Genomic DNA, 19,022 nt, shown 5'->3' on the forward strand with positions numbered 1-19,022 from the left:
CCTTCAGCGATCGCCCAATTCTCAGATAAATGACAGACTTTTCGGATCGGTGCAGCAAAGCCCTGGGCTACCATCGGCGCACGCGGCAATGTTGAAGGGAGGGTACTTTTAAGGGCACAAAGCGGTATACTCCGGAAGGATATATGTTGCCGCCTGAACTGCTCGAAGTGAAAAATCAAAATTTGCCTAATCATCCGTCTTGACGATGATTGGCAATTCCCGATTGGCATAGACTCAAACAGCGTCACAGATAATTAATTTTACAAAATAAAATAATTTCACCATCTCCTAAAAGGAATGCGTTCACCTATGAAGTTTATATAGCTGTAGAGAGAAAAGTACGTTAGCATATCTTGTTAAAATAAAAGTATTAAAAATGGCTAAAATCTGCTTTTTGAGGATAACTTGGAGATGGGGCTGGACAGGTCAAGCTAAATTTTGGTTTTTTGCCGCTTCCCCCACTTTTCTATTTGAGAGTAGAAAAATAAAATTCGGTGCATTCTTACCAAGTATCTGGCTTCCTGCTACCTGTAACACGAGTTGGGGTGACAGTTCCAGAAGTGGCAACGAGCGACGTGTTTCTTTCCAGGAATTAGGCAAATGAAAGTCGCTGTGTGTGAAATCAGTCTGTTGCTGAAGGCAAAAGATTTTAAAGTGAAAAGAGAAAAAGGAAAAAGGATAAGATATCTAATTTTCCCCTTCGCTTTTTGGATGTTGCCTGCGATCGCTCCAGGGGGCATCGAGTGGGCGATCGCGCAGGCACAAATTGTTCCAGATAAGGACCCCACCAACAGCACGAACACCATTGTCAATCCCAATGGCAACAGTTTCGACATCACTGGGGGCAAAACCTCCAGTAATGGGGCAAACCTGTTTCACAGTTTCTCCGAGTTTGGTCTCAACGCCAACCAAATTGCGAATTTTCTCTCTAACCAAAATATTAAAAATATATTGGGTCGCGTCACTGGCGGCAGCCCATCGATAATTAATGGTCTGCTCCAAGTTACGAATGGCAATTCCAATCTGTTTCTAATTAACCCATCTGGCATTGTATTGGGTGCCAACGCCAGCTTAAACGTAAACGGAAGCTTCACCGCCACCACTGCCACAGGAATTGGTTTTGGCAACAACTGGTTCAATGCATCTGGTAACAATAATTATGCTGACCTAGGGGGAGAACCCAACGCCTTTGCCTTCACCAACGCTCAACCCGGTGCAATTATCAACGCAGGGCAGCTGAGTGTAGGCGCGGGAAAAGATATTGCTTTCGTGGGCGGTAGCGTAGTAAATACCGGAACCCTGACAGCTCCTGGGGGTAATATCACCTTAACAGCCGTACCGGGCGAGAACATAGTCCGCCTGAGTCAACCAGGGAACCTACTGAGCTTAGAAATTAAACCCATAGCAGCCGGTAGCCAGCCGCCAAATTGGACATTGCCAGTTGCTTCCTTACCACAACTGTTAACGGGAGGCGGTGCAGGGAGTGCCACTGGGCTAACAGTCAACAGCAACGGTCAGGTAGTGTTAACGGGGTCTGGGGTTAGCATTCCCACAGATCCAGGGACAGCGATCGCCTCTGGCACTCTCAACGTTTCAGGTCAGACTGGCGGCACCGTGCAAGTCTTGGGCGACAAAGTGGGGCTGGTTAGTGCCAATGTTAACGCTTCTGGCACCAATGGCGGCGGCACCGTACTGATTGGTGGTGATTTTCAGGGGAAAGGCACCATCCCGAACGCCTCTCATACCTACATCAGCAGCGACTCTACGATCAATGCTGACAGTTTGCTCAACGGCGATGGCGGTCATGTCATCGTCTGGGCAGACAAAGTAACCGGCTTCTATGGCAAGATCGGTGCTAGTGGCGGCATCAATCAAGGCAATGGCGGCTTCGTCGAGGTATCCGGCAAGGAAAACTTAGCATTCAAAGGAGAGGTGAATGTAGGTGCCACTAACGGCATAGACGGCACCATTCTCCTCGACCCAACGAATATCAAAATAGTCGCTACAGGTGGTGCGAACGACGACCAACTCAATGTCGATCTTCTGAATACAGGAGACCTATTAGGCCAAATTTTATCTGCTGATGGGGGGGATGCGGTAGACTTCACCATCTCCAAGAGCGTACTCGAAAACCAGAGTGGTAACGTCTTACTACAAGCGACTAATGATATTACCATCGACAACGGTGTGTCGCTGGACTTTTCTTCTGGTGGGTCGATTACCTTTACTGCCGACGCCGATAACAGTGGTGTCGGGTCTTTTTCAATGGAGAAAACGCAATCCATCACAGCTTCGGGGAGAGCGTTAACCATTACAGGAGCAAGTGTAACAGTTGGAAATATTAATACTTCTGCGAAGGGCAACACTGGCGGTGCTGGTAGTGTAACGCTGACTGCACAACAGGGCAACATTAACACTGGCAAGATCGCAACAGATGCTAAGGGCAAAAATAATGGTGGTGAGATAAATTTGACCGCACAGCAAGGCAACATTACTACCGGCGGCATCACAACAACGGCTGTGGGTCAAGGCAATTCTGGTAATGTAAAGTTGTCCGCTCAAGGCAGCATTTCATACGGCGATATAGATGCGACACATACAGGCAATGGCAATGGCAACCAAGGCACTTGGGGCACTATTACTTTAACAGCAGGTAGCGCAAGTCCTATAAATCTGCCGGGATCTAAGATCGTCGTAGGTACTCCGACTCCGACTCCGGCTCCGACTCCGGCTCCGACTCCCGTTCCCAATCCCCTCCCTACTCCAAGTCCCACTCCCAATCCCCTCCCTACTCCGGCACCAGCACCAGCTCCGGCACCAGCTCCGTCTCCGGCACCAGCTCCGTCTCCGGCACCAGCTCCGGCACCAACTCCGTCTCCGGGCAATGACACTGGCTCCAGCGACACGGGTGGCAATGACGCTTCCGGAACGGGTGGCAATGACGCTTCCGGAACGGGTGGCAATGACGCTTCCGGAACGGGTGGCAATGACGCTTCCGGAACGGGTGGCAATGACGCTTCCGGAACGGGTGGCAATGACGCTTCCGGAACGGGTGGCAATGACGCTGGCTCCGGAACGGGTGGCAATGACGCTGGCTCCGGAACGGGTGGCAATGACACTGGCTCCAGCGGTACGGGTGGCAATGACGCTGGCTCCAGCGGTACGGGTGGCAATGACGCTGGCTCCAGCGGTACGGGTGGCAATGACGGCTCCGGAACGGGTGGCAATGACACTGGCTCCGATACGGGTGGAAGTAACGGCTCCGGAACGGGTGGCAATGACGCTGGCTCCGGCACAGGTGGTGGGAACACGGGCAAAAACACAGGCTCTTCCGGTGGCACGGGTAAAAACACAGGCTCTTCCGGTGGCACGGGCAAAAACACAGGCTCCTCCAGTGGCACGGACGGTGGTGGCACGGGTGGAAAAACGGGCGGCGGTGACACCAGCGGCGGTAGCACGGGCGGTGGTGGCACGGGCAAAAACACAGGCTCCGGCAGCTCTAGCAGCGATCAAGCAAGCCAAGGAGATGACGGAACAAGCCAGGGAGATGACCTATCCGGCTCAGGAGACGATCGGGTTTCTACCTCTTCGAGCAAGCAAAATTCATCATCACAAAAGGTGAATGCGGAATCGTCTTCACAGGCGAATGTAGATGAATCTGTTGCAGTGCTAGAAGAATCCTTCACCCGTGAATTTGAGCAATATTTGGGGCAACCCACTGCTTCTCGGACTACAACATTGGCGCAGGCTCGTAATATTCTGCAAAAAATTGAGAAAGCGACTGGGGTGAAACCGGCACTCATCTATGTAACTTTTGTGCCCCAGACGATTGCACTCGATCCGAGCCTACTGGATACGACGGCTTTCAACGGAACTAAGTCACTACAGCCGTTCAATCAACCAGAAAATGTGCAGCAATCTAGTTCCCTAAGTAAGGTCAATGGGGGAGGGCATAACAATAGCGACCAGTTAGAAATATTGGTGGTGACTTCTGATGGTGTACCAATTCGCAAGCGGATTTCTGGGACAACGCGATCGCAAGTAATCAAAGTTGCCGATCAATTCCGCGCCGAAGTGATTAACCCCCGGAAACAGCAGGCTTACCTGGCTCCAGCCCAAAAACTTTATAAGTGGCTGATTGCACCCGTTGAAGCCGATTTACAAGCGCGAGGCATCCAGAATATGGTCTTCCTCGCAGACAGTGGGTTACGCTCCATCCCGATTGCCGCTCTCCACGATGGTCAAAAGTTTCTGGTGGAGAAATACAGTACGGGTCTGATGCCCAGTCTTAGTTTGACTGATACTCTCTTCAAAGACATTAAAAATTCCCACGTCCTGGCAATGGGAGCGGAGAAGTTTCCCGAACAAAGCTCGTTACCATCAGTGCCGCTGGAGTTGTCAATGATTACGCCCCAGCTGTGGAAAGGCAAAGCCTTCCTGAACGACGCCTTCACTCTAAAGAATCTCAAGTCCCAGCGCTACTCGCAGCCCTTTGGGATTGTCCACCTAGCAACCCATGCCGAATTTGAGTTAGGCCCTCCTAGCCAATCCTACATTCAGCTATGGGACACCAAGCTCCGATTGAATCAGCTAAAGCAAATGGGCTGGAACGATCCACCCGTAGAGCTATTAGTGCTGAGTGCCTGTCGCACGGCGTTAGGCAATGAACAGGCAGAGATGGGCTTTGCTGGATTGGCTGTGCAAGCAGGCGTAAAATCGGCAATGGGAAGTCTGTGGTACGTCAGCGATGAAGGGACGCTGGGACTGATGACCAGCTTCTATACGCAATTGAAAAAAGCCCCCATCAAAGCGGAGGCATTGCGGCGGGCACAGATATCGATGATCAACGGAGAAGTAAGCATTGAGGGAAATAAAATGCATACTTCCACAGAAGATATATTGCTGCCTCCAGAATTGGCAGGGTTAGGGAATAAGAAACTCTCTCATCCCTATTACTGGGCAGCGTTCACCATGATCGGCAATCCTTGGTAAGCCATTTTTAATGGTTTAATACCCACGAGCGCATCAGAACATTTACCTGTTCTGGCACCTCATCATGGGGACAGTGACCTGCTTGCAGAAAATGCTCTGTCAGTTGAGGATAGTATTGGCGAAATTGCTCGGCTCTATCTCTTGCATTCATCCAGGGATCTGCTTCTCCCCACAACAGCAACAAGGGACAGCGCATCTGCTTCAATAAAACGTCAACTTTTTCGCCTTGAGGCGTTCTGAAGACAGAAGCAAACACTTGAGCAGCACCCGGATCGCAGGAGGGGCGGTAAATTTCTTCCACCAACCGATCGGTGATCGCACTCTGGTCGAGATAAACTTTCTGGAGCGTATTCCGAATGACTGAACGTTGTCGCGCGTACTGGAACAACAGAAAACTAGCCCAAGGTTGCCGAAAAAGTGACTGAACGACTTCACCCATCACTTTTTGGATGGGGTTCGGTTGAGTCGGCACTTTAAGATTGGTAAACGGGCCAGCACTATTGAGCAATACTAACCCAGCAGCGGCTGATGGACGCTGGGCTGCCACGCAAAGCCCCGAATATCCGCCTAGAGAGTTTCCTGCTAACACAACTGGCTGACGAATCACGTTAGTGATGAAATCATACAGTTGGTCTCGCCACAAGTCGCCACCATACTGCCACTCCGGCTTGGCTGAACGTCCAAAGCCCAGCAGATCGATCGCCCAAACTTCAAAATCCTGACTTAGTTGAGTAATATTCTTGCGCCAGTGGTCTGTAGAGGCACCAAAGCCATGAATCAATAATATGGGCGGGCGTTCGAGTTGCGGTTGTCCTGCCCGTACATAGTAGATGGATTGTCCCCGCCATTGCCAATAAGTGCCGGGAATGGGGACGGTAGAGGCTGCTGGGGTTGCCTGCATGGTCGGAAAAATTGTTAAGTAATGTTAACTCTATTATTTTAGCTTCTCAGGAAGGCTGGATGACCTTAGACATTTACTCGCTCGGTCTAGGGGCTTGGTCGCTGCATCCGCTTAGGGAAGGTATTCACACGCGATGGAAATGCTGGAGTGACGCAGAAGTGACGAGCGATCGCCTCCGCAGAATGCATAAGTATTGAGCAATATAAAAAAAGCAGCTATAATCTTAACATTTGCCTTGAGCGACCCAACTCAGATGGGGTAGCGTAGGTGCGTAGCGGCTTTCCGTAGGGTAGCACGCAAGCTCTGTTCGCATCGCATCTGGGGCAGAAAACGGGAGAGTTCAAGTAGCATTTATCAATCGTAGATCAGTAAGCAAGAGGGGAGAGCAGTGTCTGTCGAAACCGTAGAAAAGCGTTCAACAGTCCGTAAACTCGCGCCTCGTTATCGTGTGTTGCTCCATAATGATGACTTCAACCCAATGGAGTACGTGGTGCAGGTTTTGATAACGACGGTGCCTGGGATCACGCAACCTCAGGCTGTCAGTATCATGATGGAAGCTCATACCAATGGGCTGGCTCTAGTGATTACTTGCGCCTTGGAGCATGCGGAGTTCTATAGCGAAACTTTGAATAACCAAGGATTGACCAGCACCATTGAACCAGACGAATAAGATACGCCCAGGCAACAAGTAAGAGGCAAGAGGTTGTTAAAAATAAACTTTGTCCGTTTAGCCCAGTACCCGGCACCGGCGCGGCTAGGCTGTTTTGTGCTGAGTTTACTCTTGCTCTGGTTGCCGGTAGCTGCACCAATTTACTTACTCTTGAGTAAAGATCCCAACTTAGTCACCATCCTGACGATGGGGCTGTTGTTTGCAGCGTTTCTCCTGCTTGTTCGGTGGTGGGGTCAGAAAGTCTATCAGCAACCCCATCTGCTGCGAAGCTATGGTTTACAAGGAACGCGGCAAAATGCCAAAGAACTTTTCTTTGGACTTGGTATTGGCGGATTGATTACTTTCAGTCTATTTGGGCTGGAGGGGCTATTGGGTTGGCTGGTGTGGCAGCCTGCGACAATTCCATTACCCAAACTGATTTTAGAAGGGTTGGCGAGCGCTCTGGGTATCGGTTTTGCAGAGGAATTGGTATTCCGAGGCTGGCTGCTAGATGAGTTGGAACGGGATTATCGCCCCCGCGTATCTCTTTTGGCAGATGCTTTTATCTTTGCGCTGCTACATTTTCTGAAGCCGCTTAGGGAGATTTTTCGGACTTTGCCGGGATTTCCAGGGTTGTTGCTGCTGGGATTAACGCTGGTTTGGGCGAAGCGCCGAAGCAAGGGGCGTCTGGGACTCTCGATTGGTCTGCACGCTGGTTTGGTTTGGGGATATTACATGATTAATGTGGGGAATCTGGTGCAATTTTCTGGTCGGGTGTCCGACTGGATTACTGGTGTTGACAAGAATCCTTTGGCGGGGGTAATCGGGTTGGTGTTTTTGAGCGTTTTGGCGTTTGGGATGCGATCGCTTCCGCATTCACTACGTTCGCCCCAATGGTAAACTAGCGATCGCCCAATCTTGCTTCTGGATTGGCGGAGTCGCCAGCTATCAGGCAAACCAAACTCTTTGGAGAGAGGTTAACCGAAAAGTATTATAAAACTTAGTTGTGGCGCATTCGGGAAGCGATTTTGGAGGAGCAACGACGAGCGCGAACATCAAAGCCAGATTGCCCCTCGCCGCTTCAAGTCACGCTTTATCGTTTCTGAAAGTCCTGTGTTCTGTCCAAATCGAGCCTTTTCCACTTTTACAGTCGCTAAATCAGCATCGCTCAAATTGGCACGACGCAGGTCAGCGCCGCTTAAGTCGGCACCCATCAAGTTTGCCCCTATCAACGTGCCACTACTCAGGTCGGCACGACGCAGGATAGCATAACTCAAGTTCGCCTCACTAAGGTTGACATTACACAAGGAAGCATCAACCAAGTTGGCACGACAAAGGTCGGCTCCAATCATTTGAGCCTCATTCAGTTGGGCACACAGCAAGTTGGCACTGTTGAGGTTAGCACCAATCAAGTTGGCACCCATCAAACAGATTTTGATGGCGTCAGCTCTGTTAAGATTGGCACTGAGCAAATTGGCACCACTCAAATCAGCCATATTCAAGTTGGCTTTACTCAGCTTGGCACCCGCGAGATCGGCACCAATGAGGTTGGCACCCAGCAGCATTGTACCGAGCAAAATAGCACCGCTCAAGTCGGCACCATGTAGGTCAACGCCACTTAGATTAGCACCCGCGAAATCTTTAACGGGATTTAATCCAGCAATTTCTGCTAATTCAACGAAGTTATCTGTATCTGCCTCTACAACGTGCAAGATCAAGTCTCTAAGTCGCTGGAGAGATTTCTCATTAGGCACATTCAAACTCTGTCCTGCTTTCATTAGGCTTTAGTTTGGACTTGAATAGGCAGAGGGCAATCATTCTCTCTATTACTGCCCTCTTGTTACGACTAATATGCTTCAACCCCAGTTCCTCGAAATCCGGATATTCAGTTATAAATTGGTTATTTTGCTCTAGCTGAGCCAAAATTGCTTCTAAGGATTTATCTAGATTATCTGTTGATTCATCTTCAAGGATCTCTAGGTGTAATCTTTTAGGATTGGAGTATTGCATTTCTTACCTCAACATCATTAGCTTAAGTAGACCCATTATAAAAATAACATTGGACTGCGATCGCTGGTGCAATCTCCACTAAAAATTTACGTGAATTCGGGGGTTCATCAAGTTACGGAAACCCAACAAACTCATCCTCATCCAGATGTCTGATGATGCATGGGTTCTAGAAACTATTTTTTAGGTTTAACCAGTAAAATAAAAGTGAATACTTATATTTCTTTATACTAACTCTACTTAAGTAGCGCCGGACTTACGCAACTTGCGCGACATCTGAGGGCAACCACAGGGGGATTGAACCCGAAAAAACGCTATATGTATAGGCGCGTAAGTCCTGTATCGATTCCTTGCTGGAACTCGCTCGAAAAAACTTTACGGTTGTTTTTGTCTGAGGTTCAATTTGTTGGCATTGCAAAAATAGCTGGGATCGTTCCGGGCACTCATCTATCAGACTCGGAGGAAGAGCGTTTAACTTTAACCAATCTGAGGTACTTTGTGCGATCGCCTATGTAGCGATCGTGTTGCGTAGCACACAGCGTATGCTGCAATGACTCGGCTATTTGGCGATCGCATCGGCTCGGTCGCGTTAGGGGAAACACCGAGCCAAGTTGCCGTGTAAATTATGATACCTTAGTCATGCGATATTCCCTTTGAGCAATGTGCCTTTCCAGTCAAGTTTCTACCAAATTGCCTAAAAAAGTAGTTGGAAATCCACGCTTCTAGATAGAAGGCGAATCTGATGATTTGGTGACAATTAAATTAATTAGTAATTTCTGTGACTGGCAAAAAATCTTAGATAAGTTACTCCGAACCGTTGCCTTTACGAGGGCGAAGCATTTGTGCAATAAATCTATACCTATCCCCCATAATTCATAACATTTGCCAATAAATTGCCACAGATTATTGCAGGTTGCTGGGATGACAAGCTTGACATTTGGAACGTGAAAGGGTGCAAGAACGCGGATGCTTCGCTCTTTCAAAACCCGACTTAAGTAAGGAAGCGATCGCATTTGCCCGGTTTTCGGCTTAGTTTTGAAAGAGCGCAAACCCGTTTTCTTCAAGAAAACAGGTTTGTGTAAGCAAGCTTGCGTAAAATCCCCTAGGAATCATTGCGAATTTCCCTAAGGGCATCTGACATCTAGTTGCCGATGCCGATATAGTCTTGCAGTGCTTTCACCTCCAAAGGAGCTGACTGCAAGGCGCGAATCGCTGCCGCAGTGGCTTTGGCACCTGCAATCGTCGTGATCATGGGTATTTTGTAAGTGAGTGCGCTGCGACGAATCAAGCGTCCATCCGCCTGTGCTTCTTCCCCAGAAGGTGTGGTGATAATTAGCTGAATCTTGTTATTTTTGATCGCATCCAGAACGTGAGGACGCCCCTCATGCAGTTTCAGCACCACATCCACCTCTAGCCCATGTTCCCGCAGCACTTTGCGCGTGCCGACGGTGGCGACAATATGAAAGCCCAATTCAATCAAATCTCTGACCACCGGCACCGCCGCCGCCTTGTCCCGGTCGTTCATCGAGACGAACACCGTGCCAGATAAGGGCAACCGCTGTCCCGCTGCTAACGCCGCCTTAGCAAACGCTCTTCCGAAATCCACGTCAATCCCCATCACTTCTCCCGTCGAGCGCATTTCTGGCCCCAGAAGGGTGTCAGCACCGGGAAATTTCTCAAAAGGCAGCACGGCTTCCTTGACGGCAACGTGACGCGGCAGCACCTCCTCTGTCAAGCCGAGGGATTCCAGCGTGGCACCTGCCATAATTCGGGACGCCAGGGCTGCTAGGGGCACTCCAGTCGCTTTGGAGACATAAGGGATGGTGCGCGAAGCTCTGGGGTTGGCTTCTAGAATGTAAACTTGTTCCCCTTGAACTGCAAACTGGATATTCATCAACCCAATCACCTTGAGGGATTTGGCGAGATCGAAAGTCCAGGTACGAATGGTATCCAAGACCGCTTCCGATAGGGAAGTATGGGGCAAGGAACAGGCAGAATCCCCAGAGTGAATGCCTGCTTGTTCGATATGCTCCATGATGCCGCCAATCACGACCGTGCCAGTGTGGTCAGCGATCGCATCCACATCTACCTCAATCGCATTTTCCAGAAACTTGTCGATCAAGATGGGATGATCGGGTTCCACCAGCACCGCATACATCATGTAGCGCTGCAAATCCTCATCAGAGTAGACAATTTCCATCGCCCGTCCTCCCAATACATAAGAAGGACGCACCACGACGGGGTAGCCAATGCGCTGCGCGACAACTAAGGCGTCTTCATAACTTCGAGCAATTCCGTTCGCTGGCTGCTTGATATCGAGTTCCCGCAGGATTTTTTCAAATCGCTCTCGGTCTTCGGCGGTGTCAATCGAATCTGGCGAGGTTCCCCAAATTTTAGCGGTAATTTCGGGGTGGGATTGCAGATATGCCTGCAATGGCAAAGCCAATTTTAGCGGCGTCTGACCCCCAAACTGGACAATAATCCCTTCTGGCTGTTCCACCTCGATGATATTGAGGACATCTTCTTTCGTCAGCGGCTCAAAGTAGAGGCGATCGCTCGTATCATAATCGGTGGAAACTGTCTCCGGGTTTGAATTGACCATAATCGTCTCAAACCCTTCTTTGGATAAGGCATAAGCCGCATGACAACAACAGTAGTCAAACTCAATCCCCTGTCCAATCCGGTTCGGACCACCGCCTAAAATCATCACCTTGCGCTTAGTAGAAGGCAATACCTCCGATTCTTCCTCGTAAGTCGAGTAGTAATAAGGAGTCAGCGCCTCAAATTCCGCCGCACAGGTATCCACGGTTTTGTAGACGGGTACAACGCCCAAATTCTTCCGGTAGGTGCGGACTTCATCTTCTGTTGTTTTGGTGCCGTAGGCGATCTGGCGATCGCTAAAACCTTGCCGCTTGATGTCCCACAGCTTTTCTTTCGTCAGGTCTTTCAGCTTGCTTCGCTTCAGGAACTTCTCTGTTTCCAACAGTTGTTGCATCTTATCTAGGAACCACGGATCGATTCCCGTCAGTTCATAGATTTCCTCTACCGTCATCCCCATCAACATGGCATGACGAACGGTAAAAATTCTGTCTGGATGAGGCGTCCGCAGTCCAGAACGAATTTGCTCCAAACTCGGCAATTTCTCGCTCTTGTCGCATCCCCAACCAGTGCGACCCGTTTCCAAGCCTCTTAACGCTTTCTGGAACGACTCGCAGAACGTCCGCCCAATCGCCATTACTTCTCCCACCGACTTCATCTGCGTCGTCAGGATGGCCTGAGAACCGGGAAATTTCTCAAAGGCAAATCGGGGTACTTTCGTCACCACATAGTCAATTGTCGGCTCAAAGGATGCCGGGGTCTTCTTGGTGATATCGTTGGGAATTTCGTCGAGGGTATAGCCTACCGCCAACTTCGCCGCTATCTTGGCAATCGGGAACCCCGTCGCCTTAGAAGCCAAGGCAGAACTGCGGGAAACGCGGGGGTTCATCTCAATTACAATCAGGTCGCCAGTGAGGGGATTAACCGCAAACTGAATATTCGAGCCGCCGGTTTCTACCCCAATCTCGCGGATAATTTTAATCGACGCATCCCGCAACCGCTGGTATTCCTTATCGGTGAGCGTTTGCGCGGGTGCTACGGTAATCGAGTCGCCGGTGTGGATGCCCATCGGGTCAAGGTTCTCAATCGAGCAGATAATCACGACGTTATCTGCCAAATCGCGCATGACTTCTAGTTCGTACTCTTTCCAACCCAGCAGCGACTGTTCGATGAGAATTTGCGACACCGGGCTGGCATCCAGACCGCCCTGAGCCATTTCTTCAAATTCTTCCTGGTTGTAGGAAATACCGCCGCCGGTGCCGCCCAGGGTATAAGCAGGGCGGATAATTAAGGGATAGGTGCCAATTTGGGACGCGATCGCCTTCGATTCTTCTAATGTATTAGCAATTCCCGACGGACAAACTGGCACCCCAATTTTCGCCATCGCTTCCTTAAACAGTAGGCGGTCTTCGGCTTTCTCAATAGCTGGTAATTTGGCTCCGATTAACTCAACACCGTACTTTTCCAATACTCCATTTTTGGCAAGAGCGACGGCTAGATTCAGAGCTGTCTGACCTCCCATCGTTGGCAATAAGGCGTCAGGTCGTTCTTTGGCGATCACCTTTTCTACGATTTCTGGCGTCAACGGTTCAATATAGGTACGGTCAGCAGTTTCCGGGTCGGTCATAATGCTGGCTGGATTCGAGTTCACCAGCACTACTTCATATCCTTCCTCCCGGAGCGCCTTACAGGCTTGAGTGCCTGAATAGTCAAACTCGCAGGCTTGTCCAATCACAATCGGACCAGAGCCTAATAACAGAATTTTGTGGATGTCCTGGCGGCGGGGCATAGTTGTTTGTCCTAGCGTGACTGTTTTAAGTCCAGATTATTTTAAGGGCTTTCTTCCCTGTGCTTGGTAGTGGTTTTTGCTAATTTGTCTAAGATTTGATGACTAAAGGTTTGTGCAACTTCTTTTATGTCAACTGGCGAGTGTCTTGTTGGTACAACCCCACGACCCTCGATAGGGTGGTTTGAGTGAGGCTATTGGTTGTAGAGACAAGGCGATCGCGTCTCTACCGTTATTAGGTCACACCCGCCCCTAGATTCTGAAACTCCTCGGCTCTCATGATGTATGGAAGCCAAGAAATCTGTCTTTTAGGCTAGTTGACAACTAATTTCAATAAACTTAAGATAAATTGTTCCCTACAACTTAATAAGATCCTTTAAAACTTCATAATAAGCAAGCAGAGAGAAGATATCTTCTCTCTGCTCAGTTAGTGTTACTCTCTGTCTTAAAGAACCGCAGGTTAGGCGCTGAAAATTTTAGCAGCCTGCATATTTTGGCTACATCTAGCTTACCTCAACTGGATTCAAGAGGCAGCTAATTATTCGTACTCTGGACAAAACCCAAGGTCAAGCTGTCTTTAGCGAGGAAGTGAGCCAGATGATAAGCCCGCTCTTCGGTTTTCAGCAAGATTGTTTCGTACAAATAGCGGGTAGCGCGATCGCCCAAACTTTCTGCTTGTCCTGCCTGACGCCGGATTAGCTGAATCATCGCTTGCTCGGCGACTAAGTCGTGTTCCACCATCAGGCGGCAAGAAAATACCCCTTCATCTTCTGGCGTGAAGCAGCACAGTTCTGCTAGCTTGGCAAAGCCAGCTACTGGCACGCCACCGAGTCCATCCAAACGTTCGCCAATATCATGAACGTGTCCCTGCACCTGTTCGTAGCTTTCGCTGAAGAACTCGTGCAGCATATAAAATTCCGAACCTTCGACCACAAAATGATGCTTTTGATATTGCAGGTACAGCGCCTGAAAACTCGCTAGAGCAATGTTGAAGCCTTCACAAACCGGCGCGGTGATACTGCGATCCAGCAACACCGGATTGTCATAAACCTGACCGAAGGAGCGCAATACACTCTGAGTTTCGGACATCGTTGTGTTCTCCTCTCAATAAGCAACGGTTGTTGCCAATGGAGTAAGTTTATCACGCTAAACCAATTTTGGCGTCTAACTATAGTCTGAGCCAGTTTGACCCGCATCCGCAGCAAGCACTGGGTTATTCGGTTGTATCTTTGCCTATTTCTCTCAAACAATTAAATTTTCAGTTAAGCTAGTTGAGAATTGTTGTCGTTTGAGTTATATGTAGTATCTAGGGTGGAATTGGAAAAATTCCCTACATCAGGGAATTATCGGAAAGGCTAGCTAGTTAAGGGAAGTCACACACAATGCTAATTTTTCGCGTCTGTGGGAACGAATGAATCCAATAGAGCCAATCGAGCCACAACCAGAAACAGGCAAGGTTGTTGAGGTGAATAGAGCGTGTCGGTGGCAAGTTTATTACCGCTTGCGAGAGTTAGGAATTGCCTGTGGGTGTGCGGTTGACCAGCCCTTGCTGGTTGAGGTTTACAGCACTACAGCAGCGATTCAGCTGTGGAGTGTTGTCAGGCAGTTAACCGCACCGCGCGGCGAGTTAGTGAGCCATCTGGAACGCTGCTGGCAGACGAGTAACGATCCAAAAGAAAATTAAAAGAGGTTTTAAAAAAGTATGAGTAAGTTTAAACACAACATTTCCGAATTCCGGCTTGAGGGATGGTTACTCGGTTTTGTCATGGAAGATGGCTATAAAATTAAATATTTGAGACTCGCAACTTCAGAGGGTGAATGTCAGATCAAGCTTGCCAAAGAAGCTCGAATTTCCCTGTTTCGCTCAGCAGTGACACCCGGTACTTGGGTTGAGGTTTTTGGCGAAACCAAGCTCAAGTTGAAAAGCGGCGAAGTCAAACAAAAAGCTTATCTGGTTAAACCCGGTGTTCCTCCCAGCCAATTTCAGGAAGTTGCACAAGTAGAGGCGATTCAAGAAACGCCTGCACCTGCTAAAAAATTACCTCTACCTTCCGGCGTCAAAGCGACAATCTTGGTGTGTAAAAAGTCAGATTGTTGCAAGTTGGGGGCTAATAAAGTTTGTCAGGCTTTGGAAGAAGGTTTGCGCGATCGCGGCTTGGACAACCAGGTTACGATTAAAGGAACTGGCTGTATGAAGCGTTGCAAAGCTGGTCCAAATATCGTTATGCCAGACAAAACCCGCTACACTCGGATTGACGCTACAGAAATTCCTGACATTATAGATAAACATTTTCCAGATGAAATGATATCCCAATTAACTGCACCTCGTTTGGAGTGCGAAACAGTTAGGGTTCGTTAATAATGTTTCGTAATTTTTAGACAATAGATACCCCCAACTTCTTTTGATCGGGAAGTTGGGGGTATCTGCAATGTGCAGCCTGTCATAATATTAGTATCTGACCAAAGCGAGTAGATGACTATGGCGATCGCTACTGTAACCGAAAGCTTCTCTCTAGAAGACTTTATGACTAACCCCCCCGAATACATGGAGTGGGTAGATGGACAACTTGTGGAGAAAACGGGAATGACGGTAAAACACAGTCGGGTTCAGGGTAAGTTGGTTCTTTACTGGGGAAATTCCATTACCCAATCTGGACAAGGAGGAGAGGTTGTTGTAGAACTTCCCTGTCGGACTTTGAAGCAGGGTCGTCGTCCTGATGTATCCTATCTCACAGCGGAATTGGTAGCGCAGTTTGGTGAGGCAGGAGCCTTACCACAAAGTCCGCCGCTAATTGCTGAAATCGCTTCTCCAACCGATTCAGCCGAGGATTTGTTTGCTAAAGCAAGCGAGTATTTAGAATCGGGTTGTGAGGAAGTTTGGCTGGTATTTCCTGAAAGTCGTCGGGTGTTGTTAATTACTCAAAGTCAGACATTAGGGTTTAACACTGGTGATGTGGTAAGTACGCAATTGGTACTCACAGGATTTAGTGTAGCGGTAGATGAATTGTTAGCTTGAAAATCTACGTTAAGTAGGGTGATTGCCTGCCTTATTTATTAAGGCTGACTATAATTTTTCGCCTTTAAAGGAGTATATTTTCCTCCCAATCCTTCGACAAGGGTGCGCGTATTGGCAATCAGCATTCCCTGGTAATTTTCGCCTTCGGTTCCTGATGCACCGAGACTATCGGCAAATAGTTCTCTGTCTGAAACTTTGACATTCGCCTCTTTAGCTACCGCTTCAATCAGTCTGGGGTTCGTTGTTGTTTCTGCAAAAATTGTGGGGACACCAACGTTTTTGATGTCTTTAACGAGTGCTTTCACTCGTGCGGCGGTGGGTTTTTCTTCCGTACTCAGTCCACCCAAAGCCCCTTCAAAAGACAAGCCGTAAGCTTTGACATAGTAACCTAGGGCATCATGAGTTGTAACTAATTTGCGTTGAGTGGGGGGAATTGTGGCAACTTGAGTTTTAATCCAACTATCTACCTGCCGAAGTTCACTTGTTATTTTTTCGGCGTTGCTGTTATAAAGTACCGCATTGCTGGGGGCTAATTTTTCCAAGTTGCTGCGTATGGTTTCCACAATCCGGATGCCATTTTTGGCATCGTGCCAAACGTGAGGATCGGGAACGGTTTCGCCATTCTCCTGAAATGGTTCGGGGTTGGGAACGGCAATCTCATTCACGGCAATTTTGAGGGCTGGATTTTTAGTTGCTTGGATTAATTTAATTAAACCTGGTTCAAAATCATAGCCTGCGTAGAGAATCAGTTTGGCGTTCTCAATGACTTTTCGATCTTCTGGTTTCGGTTGATACAGGTGCGGATCGGTGCCAGGATTAATTAAGCAGGTGAGATCGATCGTGTTTTGGGCAATTTCTTGTGTTAAGTCACACAGAATATCGGTGGTTGCTACGACTTGCGGCTGATTCTTGTTGGTATTTGTCGGTATGCTAATTGGGTCAACTGGTGCTGAATTACACCCCATTAGTCCAAAGACGATCGCTACTCCGATAATTTTCAAGTTTAATTTCATGTTCTGTAACATTCCTAGCGAATTGATGTTTTAATAAAAATGATAATCATTATCAAGTATAACAGGTCATGTTAGAGGTTCAGCATTTAGCTGTCAACTACCGGGGAGTTTGCGCGTTAGAGAATGTCAGTTTCCGTTTGGAACCAGGGCAAGTGGTGGGAGTGATTGGGCCGAATGGAGCGGGTAAGAGTACGATGCTTAAGGCGATTCTGGGCTTGATTCCGGCAAGGAGTGGAGTAGTGAAGTTTCGCGCCCGTTCACTGAAACAGCAGTTGCAGCAGGTGGCGTATGTGCCGCAGCGATCGCAAATAGACTGGGATTATCCGATTACGGCTTGGAATGTGGTGATGATGGCGCGGACTCGTCATACAGGTTGGTTTCGCCAACCCACTTGTCAATCTGAGGAAGTTGTGGCGGCGGCGTTGCGGCGAGTAGGGATGCTGGATTTGCGAAAAAAGCAGATTGGGGAGTTGTCGGGGGGACAGCAGCAACGGGTATTTTTGGCACGAAGTCTTGCACAGGAAGCTGAGTTATTCTTTTTTGATGAGCCATTTGTCGGGATTGATAAGAAGACGGAAGAAGTTATTTTTGCTATTTTTGCGGAACTGAAGGCGGTTGGGAAAACTCTTTTGGTTATTAGTCACGATTTGGGTGAAAGTTTGAGTCAATATGATAATTTTTTGTTATTGAATAAACAGTTAATTGCGACTGGTTCGCGTCAGAAAGTGTTTACTGCTGCTAATATTCAAGAAGCTTATGGCTACAATTTGAATTGGTTTGCTACTTGAATAGAGTTTTGATTGAATTCCTAATAACCAATGACTAATAACTAATGGCTAACTGGCTAATTGAACCATTGAGTTTTGAGTTTATGCGTCAGGCGATCGCTACTGCGGTTATGGTAGGCGTTCTTTGCTCTGTGGTGGGCAGTTATTTGATTGTCCAACGTATGGCATTACTGGGGGATGCGATCGCTCATTCGGTTTTACCGGGACTAGCGATCGCATTCTTTTTGGGTGTTGATATTCTCGTTGGTGCTTTTATTTCAGGTACTATCAGCACTTTTGTGGTTGCCTGGATTCAGTCTCAATCACGAGTGAAGATTGATGCCGCATTGGGTTTGGTTTATTCTGGTTTCTTTGCTTTGGGTGTTACTCTGATTACTCTTTTGAGAAGTAAATTGGATTTGAATAGTTTTCTATTCGGAGATATTTTAGGCGTAACCAGTGCAGATGCTCTGAGAACTTTCATTATTACTATTATTGTTTTATTGTTAGTCAAGCTTTTTTATAAAGAACTTTTATTTTATACTTTCGATCCGTTAGGCGCTCAGGCTATCGGATTGCCGGGTAATTTCATTCATTGTGGATTGATGGCGGCGATTACTCTCACTATCATTGCTAGTATGCAAGCGGTGGGAGTTGTCTTAGTCGTATCCCTGTTAATTGGCCCTGGTATTACTGCCTATTTATTAGTAAAAGAATTGCACCTAATGATGGGATTAGGTGCAATAATTGCCGTAATTGCTAGTGTCAGCGGTTTGTATATTAGCTATTACTTGAATGTCCCATCTGGACCAGCAATTGTGTTAGTTGTCTCTGGATTGTTTTTACTAGCCTTGCTGTTTAGTCCTTCCCAAGGAATTTTGACTCAGGCGGGAACAGCTAATCGTTCGACAAAGATTTTGCGACAAATGAAACAGTGGAGGCGGTGATGGGGGTTAGCGCATCGCCGCCTCTGCATCCTGACTAAAGGGTAAACTGACCTTGCATTTGACTCAAAGCCTTTGTGCAAGCAGCGCATCTGCAACCCATTTGGTCTTTGATCGGATTACTCGGTTGCACAGATGCGGGAACTTGTTGATCCGCTACAACAACTTGTGCATGTGCAGTTGGTGCAGACAGCATGGCATTTGAAGCTTCAGCGGCTTGTGCTGCATTAGCTAACAGTAACATTGATGCCAAAATTACAGGGCAGGCTAGCATTGCCAGAGCAGTTTTGTTCATAATTTAAAAGCTGACAGTTTTTGATGGCATTATAGCCAATAAACAGTCAGCTAA

The 19,022-nt window shown here is 48.1% G+C and carries 18 protein-coding genes; 9 read left to right on the forward strand and 9 right to left on the reverse strand.

Features of this window, described 5'->3' with window-relative positions; translation table 11 throughout:
• The first annotated feature begins 600 nt into the window (after nucleotides 1-600).
• Nucleotides 601-4,992 (forward strand): CHAT domain-containing protein, encoded by a 4,392-nt coding sequence (locus AC2VDX_RS18250; protein WP_486928218.1) that lies wholly within the window; start codon nucleotides 601-603, stop codon nucleotides 4,990-4,992.
• A gap of 7 nt (nucleotides 4,993-4,999) precedes the next feature.
• Here AC2VDX_RS18250 and AC2VDX_RS18255 read toward each other — a convergent pair whose 3' ends face one another.
• A complete protein-coding gene (locus AC2VDX_RS18255; RefSeq protein ID WP_378184301.1) occupies nucleotides 5,000-5,893 on the reverse strand; it encodes an alpha/beta fold hydrolase in 894 nt (297 codons plus the stop codon).
• 59 nt (nucleotides 5,894-5,952) lie between these two features.
• On the opposite strand from AC2VDX_RS18255, the gene AC2VDX_RS18260 reads away from it, so the two are divergent.
• The 3 genes from AC2VDX_RS18260 (at nucleotide 5,953) to AC2VDX_RS18270 (ending at nucleotide 7,442) form a co-directional block, all read left to right on the forward strand.
• Nucleotides 5,953-6,090 (forward strand): hypothetical protein, encoded by a 138-nt coding sequence (locus tag AC2VDX_RS18260; protein WP_378184303.1) that lies wholly within the window; start codon nucleotides 5,953-5,955, stop codon nucleotides 6,088-6,090.
• Nucleotides 6,091-6,281: 191 nt separating this feature from the next.
• Nucleotides 6,282-6,563, forward strand: coding sequence for an ATP-dependent Clp protease adapter ClpS (gene clpS, locus AC2VDX_RS18265; protein ID WP_378184305.1), 282 nt, complete (start codon nucleotides 6,282-6,284; stop codon nucleotides 6,561-6,563).
• Between the two features lie 42 nt (nucleotides 6,564-6,605).
• Nucleotides 6,606-7,442, forward strand: coding sequence for a CPBP family intramembrane glutamic endopeptidase (locus AC2VDX_RS18270; RefSeq protein WP_378184371.1), 837 nt, complete (start codon nucleotides 6,606-6,608; stop codon nucleotides 7,440-7,442).
• A gap of 155 nt (nucleotides 7,443-7,597) precedes the next feature.
• Here the strand turns inward: AC2VDX_RS18270 and AC2VDX_RS18275 are convergent, their stop codons facing one another.
• From AC2VDX_RS18275 to dpsA, 6 genes are all read right to left on the reverse strand, one after another.
• Complete coding sequence (locus AC2VDX_RS18275; RefSeq protein ID WP_378184307.1) at nucleotides 7,598-8,320, reverse strand: pentapeptide repeat-containing protein; 723 nt, start codon at nucleotides 8,318-8,320, stop codon at nucleotides 7,598-7,600.
• The gene (locus tag AC2VDX_RS18280; RefSeq protein ID WP_378184309.1) at nucleotides 8,289-8,552 is read right to left on the reverse strand and encodes a hypothetical protein; all 264 of its coding nucleotides are present in this window, start codon (nucleotides 8,550-8,552) and stop codon (nucleotides 8,289-8,291) included. Before AC2VDX_RS18280 ends, AC2VDX_RS18275 begins: the two co-directional genes overlap by 32 nt.
• A 440-nt stretch (nucleotides 8,553-8,992) precedes the next feature.
• Entirely contained in the window at nucleotides 8,993-9,151 is a 159-nt protein-coding gene (locus AC2VDX_RS18285) for a hypothetical protein (RefSeq protein ID WP_378184311.1), read from the reverse strand.
• Between the two features lie 120 nt (nucleotides 9,152-9,271).
• Nucleotides 9,272-9,598, reverse strand: coding sequence for a hypothetical protein (locus AC2VDX_RS18290; RefSeq protein ID WP_378184313.1), 327 nt, complete (start codon nucleotides 9,596-9,598; stop codon nucleotides 9,272-9,274).
• Nucleotides 9,599-9,690: 92 nt separating this feature from the next.
• Nucleotides 9,691-12,936 (reverse strand): carbamoyl-phosphate synthase large subunit, encoded by a 3,246-nt coding sequence (gene carB, locus AC2VDX_RS18295; protein ID WP_378184315.1) that lies wholly within the window; start codon nucleotides 12,934-12,936, stop codon nucleotides 9,691-9,693.
• A 531-nt stretch (nucleotides 12,937-13,467) separates the two neighbouring features.
• Nucleotides 13,468-14,022, reverse strand: coding sequence for a DNA starvation/stress protection protein DpsA (dpsA, locus tag AC2VDX_RS18300; RefSeq protein WP_378184317.1), 555 nt, complete (start codon nucleotides 14,020-14,022; stop codon nucleotides 13,468-13,470).
• A gap of 322 nt (nucleotides 14,023-14,344) precedes the next feature.
• On the opposite strand from dpsA, the gene AC2VDX_RS18305 reads away from it, so the two are divergent.
• The 3 genes from AC2VDX_RS18305 (at nucleotide 14,345) to AC2VDX_RS18315 (ending at nucleotide 15,949) form a co-directional block, all read left to right on the forward strand.
• The gene (locus tag AC2VDX_RS18305) at nucleotides 14,345-14,617 is read left to right on the forward strand and encodes an Asr1405/Asl0597 family protein (RefSeq protein WP_378184319.1); all 273 of its coding nucleotides are present in this window, start codon (nucleotides 14,345-14,347) and stop codon (nucleotides 14,615-14,617) included.
• Nucleotides 14,618-14,635: 18 nt separating this feature from the next.
• The gene (locus AC2VDX_RS18310; protein ID WP_378184321.1) at nucleotides 14,636-15,292 is read left to right on the forward strand and encodes a (2Fe-2S) ferredoxin domain-containing protein; all 657 of its coding nucleotides are present in this window, start codon (nucleotides 14,636-14,638) and stop codon (nucleotides 15,290-15,292) included.
• Nucleotides 15,293-15,412: 120 nt separating this feature from the next.
• Complete coding sequence (locus AC2VDX_RS18315) at nucleotides 15,413-15,949, forward strand: Uma2 family endonuclease (protein ID WP_378184323.1); 537 nt, start codon at nucleotides 15,413-15,415, stop codon at nucleotides 15,947-15,949.
• Nucleotides 15,950-15,987: 38 nt separating this feature from the next.
• Here AC2VDX_RS18315 and AC2VDX_RS18320 read toward each other — a convergent pair whose 3' ends face one another.
• Nucleotides 15,988-16,962 carry a metal ABC transporter solute-binding protein, Zn/Mn family gene (locus AC2VDX_RS18320; protein WP_378184325.1) on the reverse strand — a complete coding sequence of 325 codons (975 nt, stop codon included), beginning with the start codon at nucleotides 16,960-16,962 and terminating at the stop codon, nucleotides 15,988-15,990.
• Nucleotides 16,963-17,030: 68 nt separating this feature from the next.
• Between AC2VDX_RS18320 and AC2VDX_RS18325 the strand changes: the two genes are divergently transcribed.
• Together AC2VDX_RS18325 and AC2VDX_RS18330 are read left to right on the forward strand one after the other, a co-directional pair.
• Nucleotides 17,031-17,750 (forward strand): metal ABC transporter ATP-binding protein, encoded by a 720-nt coding sequence (locus tag AC2VDX_RS18325; RefSeq protein WP_378184327.1) that lies wholly within the window; start codon nucleotides 17,031-17,033, stop codon nucleotides 17,748-17,750.
• A gap of 44 nt (nucleotides 17,751-17,794) precedes the next feature.
• Nucleotides 17,795-18,676: a metal ABC transporter permease gene (locus AC2VDX_RS18330; RefSeq protein WP_378184329.1), complete on the forward strand. Its 882-nt coding sequence runs from the start codon at nucleotides 17,795-17,797 to the stop codon at nucleotides 18,674-18,676.
• A 34-nt stretch (nucleotides 18,677-18,710) separates the two neighbouring features.
• Here AC2VDX_RS18330 and AC2VDX_RS18335 read toward each other — a convergent pair whose 3' ends face one another.
• Nucleotides 18,711-18,968, reverse strand: coding sequence for a hypothetical protein (locus AC2VDX_RS18335; RefSeq protein WP_378184331.1), 258 nt, complete (start codon nucleotides 18,966-18,968; stop codon nucleotides 18,711-18,713).
• Between the last annotated feature and the right edge of the window lie 54 nt (nucleotides 18,969-19,022).

It is taken from the genome of Coleofasciculus sp. H7-1, assembly GCF_057473865.1.

What these genes read in the sequence shown, in the direction of transcription:
- carB (WP_378184315.1), bottom strand. Translation starts at nt 12,936, where the DNA reads ATGCCCCGCCGCCAGGACATCCACAAAATTCTGTTATTAGGCTCTGGT.
- AC2VDX_RS18315 (WP_378184323.1), top strand. Translation starts at nt 15,413, where the DNA reads ATGGCGATCGCTACTGTAACCGAAAGCTTCTCTCTAGAAGACTTTATG.
- AC2VDX_RS18275 (WP_378184307.1), bottom strand. Translation starts at nt 8,320, where the DNA reads ATGAAAGCAGGACAGAGTTTGAATGTGCCTAATGAGAAATCTCTCCAG.
- AC2VDX_RS18335 (WP_378184331.1), bottom strand. Translation starts at nt 18,968, where the DNA reads ATGAACAAAACTGCTCTGGCAATGCTAGCCTGCCCTGTAATTTTGGCA.
- AC2VDX_RS18250 (WP_486928218.1), top strand. Translation starts at nt 601, where the DNA reads ATGAAAGTCGCTGTGTGTGAAATCAGTCTGTTGCTGAAGGCAAAAGAT.
- AC2VDX_RS18330 (WP_378184329.1), top strand. Translation starts at nt 17,795, where the DNA reads ATGGCTAACTGGCTAATTGAACCATTGAGTTTTGAGTTTATGCGTCAG.
- AC2VDX_RS18310 (WP_378184321.1), top strand. Translation starts at nt 14,636, where the DNA reads ATGAGTAAGTTTAAACACAACATTTCCGAATTCCGGCTTGAGGGATGG.
- AC2VDX_RS18305 (WP_378184319.1), top strand. Translation starts at nt 14,345, where the DNA reads ATGAATCCAATAGAGCCAATCGAGCCACAACCAGAAACAGGCAAGGTT.
- AC2VDX_RS18260 (WP_378184303.1), top strand. Translation starts at nt 5,953, where the DNA reads ATGACCTTAGACATTTACTCGCTCGGTCTAGGGGCTTGGTCGCTGCAT.
- dpsA (WP_378184317.1), bottom strand. Translation starts at nt 14,022, where the DNA reads ATGTCCGAAACTCAGAGTGTATTGCGCTCCTTCGGTCAGGTTTATGAC.
- AC2VDX_RS18255 (WP_378184301.1), bottom strand. Translation starts at nt 5,893, where the DNA reads ATGCAGGCAACCCCAGCAGCCTCTACCGTCCCCATTCCCGGCACTTAT.
- AC2VDX_RS18280 (WP_378184309.1), bottom strand. Translation starts at nt 8,552, where the DNA reads ATGCAATACTCCAATCCTAAAAGATTACACCTAGAGATCCTTGAAGAT.
- AC2VDX_RS18325 (WP_378184327.1), top strand. Translation starts at nt 17,031, where the DNA reads ATGTTAGAGGTTCAGCATTTAGCTGTCAACTACCGGGGAGTTTGCGCG.
- AC2VDX_RS18320 (WP_378184325.1), bottom strand. Translation starts at nt 16,962, where the DNA reads ATGAAATTAAACTTGAAAATTATCGGAGTAGCGATCGTCTTTGGACTA.